The following is an 8,303-nucleotide window of genomic DNA, read 5'->3' as shown; positions in this document are numbered from 1 at the left end:
ATATCGAGCGTCTGAAGGTAATTGCGCGACTGCTCCGCAGCCTCGTCGTCTCCGGAAACCTGTATTGATGCGACCCGCTCGGTGGCCTCCGATGTGCTGCGCGCCGCGCTCGATCGGTCGGTCTGGACGATCTGGATGAGCCGGGCGGCGGAGGACGGCGGCGCGGCGGGATCGGGCTGGCTGGTGCGGTCTTCTACTCTGACCAATCTTGGTTGAATCCTGGGCATCCTTTGATCAGTCGCCATTTTCTGAGCCCCAAGTCTGCAAATTTCAACATCAATCTAGCCGATTAAGTCTTCAGCATGGTTAATGGGGGGTTAATTCAGCACCCCGAAGAAAACCGGTGGGCGCCCGGCCCACTCTTACGCTTCAGCATGGTCAGCGCACCTGCGCGTGTTCATCGCCCGATTACACGAGCAAAGCCGCGGTGAGGCTCGGCGTCGCGAAAATTAAAGGCCCGTACGGCCGGCCGCCCCTTTAACGTTAAGCGCAACTGTCCCGAGCAATTACCGCCTCCAATCTCCATGCGAAGCTGTAGCGTTGAACGCGAAGCTTCGGAAAACGACTTCGCACGGGATCAGGAGTCAATTTGTATTCTTTTCAATATTCGAAGGTCATTGCGACAATCCTATCGGCGGCCGTGCTGGCGGGCTTGCAAAGCATCATGGTGGCGGGGCCGGTCCAGGCCGAGACCACCTGTCAGCTCCACTCGCGGGCTGCGGCGACGCATAGCCATTGGCGCCGGACCGGAGCCGCCACCGCAGATAGATGCGCCGTCCGAGCCCGCAGGACAAAGCTGGTCCGCAATCAGGCTGCGCCCGAGGAAGCCCATGCCGAGCTGGGCGCGACTGCAGCTCATCCCGACATCGGCCAGACCCCAGCGCCTGCCGAGGTCGGCGAGGCCGCAACCCAGGCCCAAGTCAGTGAGGCGCTGGAGGAGCAGCGGCCGAACGCGCCACATTGCGTCGTCGCCCCCGGCCGGCCATTTCGCCGCGGGGCATGGGAACTCGGAATCGATCGCGCGACCGGTTCCAGGTGCTGGCGGCTGGTCGGCGTGATCAAACCGCACGCGCGCATCGCCTCGCGCGCCAAGTCATCCCATGTGCCGAAATCAGCTGCCCCGTCCCCGCGCCTCACCACCGCGACCGCCGGCCCGATCGCCACGCCGACAGGGGTTGATGCCCACCGCCAGGGGCAGCCGTCTGAAGTTCTGACCGGCAGTGTTACAAATCCTTCCAAATCCCAAGCGGTCAATCTCGGCCAATCACCCGCCACTGCCGCGGACGCCATCAGCAAGCCGAGTGAGGTCGACCGGGGCGAGCTTCCACTTTTCGATCAGCGTTTCGCCCGGACGGCTGACCGAGGCTCGGTCGGACCGAGCGCAGCCCTGGTCGCGATCGATACGGATTCCGCGAAGTTCGCGCCCGGCAACATGCTGGAGGGCATTGGGCCACTCATCCCGGTCCGCGGCCGCGCCGCTCTTTTTCTGATCGTATTCCTGTCGGTGCTCGCGACCATCACAACGCTCTATGCCCTGATCATTGGCTCCGTCAGGCTCTTGCGCCCGCGCGCCCGCCGGGACGGCGCCGCCGTAATCCGCGTGACACCGCCACACTATCTCGAGAACATGACGGCGCGAGAGAGATTCACGGACGAGTCCCGTCGGCCCAGGCAAACCCGCGGGCTCTATTCGAACGAGCCGTGATGGCGCCGAACTCAAGATCGTCCGCGCTGCGGTTTACCAATCATTGACTCTCCGCTTCGCGTTTTCAGGCATTCGTGTCAAAAAGGCTGGTCATCGAAACGGAGGGGACTCGGTGATCAATCAGATAGCAGAGCGCCTGCGGGGCGCGGGTTTGGCGATGCTGGACTCGGCCAGACTGATCGACAGGCTTTTGGACCAGATCGAGAGGCTGAGCGCCGTGCTCTCGCCCGTACAGGCCGATCGCCTCGCTTGCCAGCGGGTCCGGATCGACCGCCGCATCGACTAGCTCAGGAGAGCAGCCAGCCGCTCACCTGATAGATGGAACGTCTGCCTGCTATTGCCGCAGCATGATCAGCGGATCGGCGCTGTCGGGAACGAGGCGCCACTGCGCATTGTCGTCGGCCTCGAACCGCCAAGTCTCGCCGCGGTCGGACATCAACAGGATCTGCCCGTGTTCGAGACGCCACTGCGTCGGCGCGAAGGCCGCCACCGCGGCATCGCATTTCGGTTTCAGAAAGACCTGGAAATTGTCCTTGCCGGCGTCATTGTTGGTCAGCGTCAGGCCGCAGATGGTCGCGCCATTGCTGCGCACCATGGCCCAGTCGCCGATCATCTGGTCCATCGATTTCGCCAGCGACCGGGCCGCGGCAAGATCCTGCAGGATGTAGACGCCCTCGTTGGTGCGCAGGCCTTCGAAAATGCCGGTCTCGACCTCGGTGAAATCGATCACCGCCTCGCCCTTGGCGTCCTGCAGCCGCACGATATCCAACCCTTTGAGGCTCCAGGCCGCGATATCCTTGGCGAAAGGCAGGGCCGCGGCGCAGCCGGATTCGAGCTCGATCTTGAACCCTCCCGGCGCGGCGTCCGGCTTCAGCGTCACCACGCAGGTCTTGCTGCGGTCGGTGGTGGCAAGCTCCCACTGGTGGCCGATCATCTCCTTTTTCAGGCTCGTGGTGTCCTGCGCCTGCACAACACCGCCTAAAGCGAGCGCCAGCCATGCTGCGAACACCGGAGCGACACGACAAGACATCTCGATGCCTTTAATCACTGTGCCTTTACAGGAGTTTCTGCAACCGGCGTCAGCGGCGGCTTACCGGCAAACCAGGCCTTCAAATTGTCGACCACCAGCTGATCCATCGCGTTTCGCGTTACCACGGAAGCCGAGCCAATATGTGGCAGTAGCACCACATTTTGCAGGCTCTTGAGCTCGTCGGGTACATCCGGTTCCTTTTCGAACACGTCGAGGCCGGCGGCCAGGATCGTTCCCGATTTCAATGCCGCAATCAGCGCTTGCTCGTCGACCACGGTGCCGCGCGCGACATTGATGACGACCCCGCGCGGGCCGAGCGCCTTCAGGACGTCCGCGTTGATCATCTTCGTCGTCGAAGGACCGCCGGGCACGATGACGATGAGCGTGTCCACCGCCTTCGCCATCTCCATCAGGTCCGGATAATGCCTGTAGGACACGCCTGCGGCGGGGCTGCGCGTATGATAGACCACGGGAACGCGCGAGGCTTCCAGCCGGCGCGCAATCGCCTGGCCGATCCGGCCCATGCCGACCATGCCCACGGTGCGGTCGCGCAACGATCCCGGGCTCAGCGGATATTGCGCCGTGTGCCACTGGCCGGCGCGCAGATATTTGTCCGCCTTGATGAACTCGCGCAGGGTCGAGATCAACAGGCCCATCGCGATGTCGGCGACCTCCTCGGTCAGCACGTCGGGCGTGTTGGTGACCATGATCCTGTGATCGCGCGCATAGGCCGCGTCGACATGGTCATAGCCGACGCCGAACGAGGCGACGATTTCGAGCCTTGGAAACCGTGCCAGCGTCTTGGCGTCGCCGCGCACCGTGTTGTAGGTGATGGCCATGCCGCGCACTTTGGCCGCAACGTCGGGGGTCAGCCGCTCCAGGTCGTGCGTCTTCTCGAAATGATGCAGCACGAACTGGTCGGAAAACCCGGTGTTGACGATAGGCTTGCTCGGCCCATGAATCACCAGGTCGATCTTCTCGGACGACATATTCCCACCACCCTCAGTGTTCCTTGCCAAGCGCGCTTTCGTGCCAACGCCTTAGCAGCAAATACGAGGTTAGCGCCAGCAGGGCGTAGATGACAATCCCGGCAAGTGACAGCAACAAAAGCGCTGCGAACATACGGGGTATGTTGAGACGATAGCTGGATTCCGCAATTCGGTAGGCGAGCCCGGAGCCCGCGCCGGCGCTACCGGCCGCGATCTCCGCCACGACGGCACCGATCAGCGACAGTCCGCCGGCAATGCGCAGGCCGCCGAGCACATAGGGCAGCGCCGATGGCAGTTTCAGATAACGCAGCGTCTGCAGGCGCGAGGCACCATAGAGCTGAAACAGGCCGGCGAGATTGCGGTCCACCGAGTTGAGCCCGAGCGTGGTGTTGGACAGCACCGGAAAGAAGCCGACGATCCAGGCGCAGACGACCACCGCCATCTCTTGCGGAAGATAGATCAAAAGCAGCGGTGCGATCGCGATGACAGGTGTGACCTGCAGGATGACAGCGTAGGGAAACAGCGAATATTCCAGCAGCTTTGATTGATTGAATAGCAGCGCCAGTGCGATACCGCCGATCGCGGCGGCCAGAAATCCCTCGAGCGTCGTGAGCAGCGTCACACCGAGCGATTGCGACAACACGGACCAGTCGGAAATCAGCGTTCCGATCACCGCGACCGGGCCGGGCAGCACATAAGGCGGGATCTGGCCGAGCCGCACCACGGCCTCCCAGATTGCCGTTCCCACCAGCGCGACAAGGAGCGGCAACAGGAAACGCAGCAGTCTTGCCGCTGTGTCTTGCCCCTTCGCGGCCTGCTGATTGTCAGCGGCGCTCACAGGACGGAGACTCCGGAATAGGACGGCGCGAGCGCCGCCGACACCTCGCGGCAATAGCTGGCATAGGCCGTCGAGGTCCGGAAATCCTCGCCTCGCGGCTCCGCCACGTCGATGCGGATCTCGGCCCCGATCCGGCCCGGCCGCGCGGTCATGACCAGCACACGCTGCGACAGGTAGACGGATTCGAACACCGAATGGGTGACGAAGACGACGGTCTTGCGCAAGCTGCGCCAGAGCGCGAGCAGATCGTTATTGAGGCGGAAGCGCGTGATCTCGTCGAGCGCAGCGAACGGCTCATCCATCAGGAGAATATCCGGATCGGTCACCAGCGCGCGCGCCAGCGACACCCGCATCTTCATGCCGCCCGACAATTGGCGCGGATAGGCACCCGCAAATTCGGCAAGACCGACACTGCGGAGCGCCTCGTCGATGCGCCGGTCGGCTTCGCTCTCAGCAACATGCGCGAGCTTCAGCGGCAGCCGCACATTCTCGCGCACAGAGGTCCACGGCATCAAGGTCGGCTCCTGAAACACGAAGCCGATCGCATGCCCCGGCCGTTCCGCGCCGGGGCGGTGCGACACATCGATCCGTCCCGACGTCGGCGCGGCAAGACCCGCGATCAGCCGCAGCGCTGTCGACTTGCCGCAGCCGGACGGCCCCACCAGCGAGACGAACTCGCCGTGACGGATGGCGAGGTCAAGTGGCCCCAGCGCCATGACGCCGTTGTCGAACACCTTTGTGACGCCGGCCAGATCGACGGCAAGGCTGCCCATCTCAGACATCGCCCCGGACAAGGCGGCGCTCGCCCCCTACTGTTTTGGCCGCAGATCGACGCCCACCCCTTTGTTGACAAAGCGAAGCGTGTAGGACTTGCGATAATCGATATCCGCCTTCACCACGCCGGCCTTCACCATCTTCTCGAAGAAGCTGGTCACCCGCGCGTCGGTCATCGCGCCAATGCCGTTCTTCAGCGTGTCGCCGGAATCGACGATGCCAAATTCCTTCATCTTGGCGACGGAATAGGCCAGCACATCGTCGGTCATCTCCGGGTTGAGCTTCTTGATCATGGCATTCCCGGCAGAATTATCGCCATAGATGTAGGTGTACCAGCCGATAACAGACGCATCGACGAAGCGCTGCACCACATCCGGCTTCTTGTCGATGACGTCGAGGCGAGTTTCGATCAGCGTCGAATAGGTATTGAAGCCGTTGTCTGCGAGCAGGATGACGCCGGGCTTGAAGCCCGCCGTCTTCTCGACCGCATAGGGCTCGGAGGTCACGTAGCCCTGCATCGCGCTCTGCGGCGTGGCGATGAAAGGCTGCGGGTTGAAGGTGTAGGGCCGGACGTTCTTTTCGCTAAAACCGTATTCGGATTTGAGCCACTGGTAGTAGCTCGTGATGCCCTCCTTCGAGACGAACAGCGTCAGCGGTTTCAGATCCTCGAGTTTTGCGACCTTCGATTCCGGATGGGTCAAGAAGACCTGCGGGTCCTTCTGGAACATCGCGGCGACCGAGACCACCGGGACGTTGTTGGCGACCGCGTCGAACGACATCAGCGTGTTCGCGGCCATGAAGAAATCGAGCTTGCCGGCGATCAGCAGCATGCGGTTGTTGTCGTTCGGGCCGCCCGGCACGATGGTGACGTCCAGCCCATATTTCTTGTAGGTGCCGTCGGCCAGTGCCTGGAAGAAGCCGCCGTGCTCGGCCTCGGCCACCCAGTTGGTGCCGAACGAGACCTTGTCGAGCTTCTCCTCAGCGGCCGCAGGCGCCCCGGCCAGGCTGGCGGCCAACAGGCCTGCCGTTAACGCTCGCAGCAAGAGAGCCGCCCTCATGATTGGACTCCGTGGTTTGTTCTGGCCCATGGTAGGAATAGTGCGAGGGCCATAACTACCCCGCAAACCGGCTGAAAGAAACATCTGAGGCAATGACCGCGACCGTCCCGCCCCGCGACTGGACCGAGATCAGCTGGCCCGAGATCGGCCCGGCCGATCCCGCGCGCTGGATCGCGGTCCTGCCGCTGGCCGCGGTCGAGCAGCACGGACCGCATCTGCCGCTCGGCACCGATGTCATGATCGCGCAGGCCTATCTGGAGCGGGTGCGCGAAACGCTGCCTGCGACGCTGCCGGTGACTTTCCTGCCGCTGCAGGAGACTGGAATCTCCACCGAGCATCTCGATTTTCCGGGGACGCTGTCGCTGCCGACCGAGGTCGCGCTGCAGAACTGGATGGCGCTCGGCGAAAGTGTCGCGCGCGCCGGCGTCAAAAAGCTCGTCATCGTGACGAGCCACGGCGGCAACAGCGCCGCCATGACGCTGGTGGCACAGGATCTGCGCGCGCAACGCGGGCTTTTCGTCGTCACCACCGCGTGGTCGCGCCTCAGCGCGCCCGAAACCCTGTTTCCGCCGGAGGAGGTCCGGCACGGCATTCATGGCGGGGCAGTCGAGACCTCGATCATGCTGGCGCGCCTTGCGGCGCATGTCCGCAAGGATCGGATCGCGGATTTCCGTCCCGCGAGTGTTGCGATGGAAAGGAAATACCGCTGGCTTTCCGTACACCGCCCGGCCCCCTTCGCCTGGCAGGCGCAGGACCTTCATGGAAGCGGCGCGGCCGGCAACGCCACCCTGGCAACCGCCGAGAAAGGCGAGCAGCTGATCAAACTTGGCGCAGAGGTATTTTGCGAGCTGCTCGGTGAGATCGATAAATTCGATGTGACGCAGCTTGCGGCCGGGCCCGACGAACGCCCCTGATCGCCCCACAGCCATCATGAGTGTGAGAAGAATCACACAAGCCCGGCGCCTGAGTGCCGGACGTCGAACCGAAATCGAAAAGCCTCCGTCCAATCGAGCAAGCGGGCCACAACGGCCCGGCTCAAACTGGAAGGAGTTTTGTGATGTCGCTCAAGACTAGAATTGCCGCCCTCGCCCTCGTTGCAGTTGCGGCGACCGGCAGCATCGCCGCAACTGCCACGCCGGCCGAAGCCCATGGCTTCCATCATGGCTGGGGTTGGGGCGCTGGCGCAGGTCTCGTTGGTGCCGCGATCGTCGGCAGCGCGATCGCCGCGAATGACGGCTACTATTACGACGGCTATCGCCGCTGCCACTGGGAGCCGCGGTTCGACGTCTACGGCAACTATCTCGGCCGCGTTCGCAGCTGCTACTGATCGGTCGCTCCAGAACTGACATCTTCCATTCGCGGGGTCCGGCACGCGCCATCCACCCACCGTGCCGTACGAGTGCGCAAACAGCGCACTCGACCCGCCCGGACGTCCCCGGGCGGGTCATCGGCTGTCGAGCGCTTACAGATATTTCGCGATCAGGCGGAAATCCTTCAGCGCCGACTGCGCCTTCACCCCGCTGCCACCGAGCGATCGCTCCAGGCTCTGGCTGAGACAGTCGTGAAGGAGCGCCTTCTTCGCATTCTCGATGGCTTCCTCGACCGCCTGCAACTGCTGCGCGATCTGGGCGCAGGACCGACCCTGTTCGATCATCTCGATGATGGTCTGAAGATGGCCATTGGCGCGTCGCAGCCGCGGGTAATCGCGGCATGGTGGTCGGGCATCGGCGTCTCCCATCCTCCGCGGAGGACAAGGTCAATCTTCCAAGGGAGGATAGCGGACCTCCCGCTCGACCGAAAATGCGGCGCGAATTTTGCGCGCCCGGGATGCGATCGGTACGCCCGTGCAACTGCTCCGCGATTTCATCGAACCGTCTTCAAACCGACTTATCAGAAGCGCTGCCGCCGC

Annotated in this window: 11 protein-coding genes; 4 read left to right on the top strand and 7 right to left on the bottom strand. The window is 63.4% G+C overall.

Annotated elements, in window-relative coordinates:
* Positions 1–206: hypothetical protein (locus JOZ76_RS13185; protein ID WP_291699063.1), on the bottom strand; the 206-nt coding region annotated here is incomplete at its 3' end.
* A gap of 383 nt (positions 207–589) precedes the next feature.
* On the opposite strand from JOZ76_RS13185, the gene JOZ76_RS13180 reads away from it, so the two are divergent.
* Together JOZ76_RS13180 and JOZ76_RS13175 are read left to right on the top strand one after the other, a co-directional pair.
* Entirely contained in the window at positions 590–1,705 is a 1,116-nt protein-coding gene (locus JOZ76_RS13180) for a hypothetical protein (RefSeq protein ID WP_291699062.1), read from the top strand.
* Positions 1,706–1,817: 112 nt separating this feature from the next.
* Positions 1,818–1,991: a hypothetical protein gene (locus JOZ76_RS13175; RefSeq protein WP_291699061.1), complete on the top strand. Its 174-nt coding sequence runs from the start codon at positions 1,818–1,820 to the stop codon at positions 1,989–1,991.
* Positions 1,992–2,039: 48 nt separating this feature from the next.
* Here JOZ76_RS13175 and JOZ76_RS13170 read toward each other — a convergent pair whose 3' ends face one another.
* From JOZ76_RS13170 to JOZ76_RS13150, 5 genes are read right to left on the bottom strand one after another with little or no spacing between them, the layout of a single operon-like run.
* Positions 2,040–2,735, bottom strand: a complete 696-nt coding sequence (locus JOZ76_RS13170) for an AprI/Inh family metalloprotease inhibitor (protein ID WP_291699060.1) — start codon at positions 2,733–2,735, stop codon at positions 2,040–2,042.
* A 14-nt stretch (positions 2,736–2,749) separates the two neighbouring features.
* The gene (locus JOZ76_RS13165; protein WP_291699059.1) at positions 2,750–3,724 is read right to left on the bottom strand and encodes a 2-hydroxyacid dehydrogenase; all 975 of its coding nucleotides are present in this window, start codon (positions 3,722–3,724) and stop codon (positions 2,750–2,752) included.
* Between the two features lie 13 nt (positions 3,725–3,737).
* Entirely contained in the window at positions 3,738–4,562 is an 825-nt protein-coding gene (locus JOZ76_RS13160; RefSeq protein WP_441300025.1) for an ABC transporter permease, read from the bottom strand.
* Entirely contained in the window at positions 4,559–5,344 is a 786-nt protein-coding gene (locus JOZ76_RS13155) for an ABC transporter ATP-binding protein (RefSeq protein WP_291699064.1), read from the bottom strand. The genes JOZ76_RS13160 and JOZ76_RS13155 overlap by 4 nt, the downstream gene beginning before the upstream one ends.
* Positions 5,345–5,371: 27 nt before the next feature.
* Positions 5,372–6,394: an ABC transporter substrate-binding protein gene (locus JOZ76_RS13150; protein ID WP_291699058.1), complete on the bottom strand. Its 1,023-nt coding sequence runs from the start codon at positions 6,392–6,394 to the stop codon at positions 5,372–5,374.
* Positions 6,395–6,486: 92 nt separating this feature from the next.
* On the opposite strand from JOZ76_RS13150, the gene JOZ76_RS13145 reads away from it, so the two are divergent.
* A complete protein-coding gene (locus JOZ76_RS13145) occupies positions 6,487–7,308 on the top strand; it encodes a creatininase family protein (RefSeq protein WP_291699057.1) in 822 nt (273 codons plus the stop codon).
* 143 nt (positions 7,309–7,451) lie between these two features.
* On the top strand, positions 7,452–7,721 hold the full coding sequence (locus JOZ76_RS13140; protein ID WP_291699056.1) for a hypothetical protein: 270 nt from the start codon (positions 7,452–7,454) through the stop codon (positions 7,719–7,721).
* A 135-nt stretch (positions 7,722–7,856) separates the two neighbouring features.
* On the opposite strand, the gene JOZ76_RS13135 is transcribed toward JOZ76_RS13140, so the two are convergent.
* On the bottom strand, positions 7,857–8,132 hold the full coding sequence (locus tag JOZ76_RS13135) for a metal-sensing transcriptional repressor (protein WP_291699055.1): 276 nt from the start codon (positions 8,130–8,132) through the stop codon (positions 7,857–7,859).
* Positions 8,133–8,303 lie beyond the last annotated feature (171 nt).

The organism is Bradyrhizobium sp. (assembly GCF_019244115.1).
Lineage (GTDB): Bacteria > Pseudomonadota > Alphaproteobacteria > Rhizobiales > Xanthobacteraceae > Bradyrhizobium.
The sequence above is the reverse complement of the archived record's forward strand: the minus strand, read 5'-3'. Positions and strand labels throughout refer to the sequence as shown.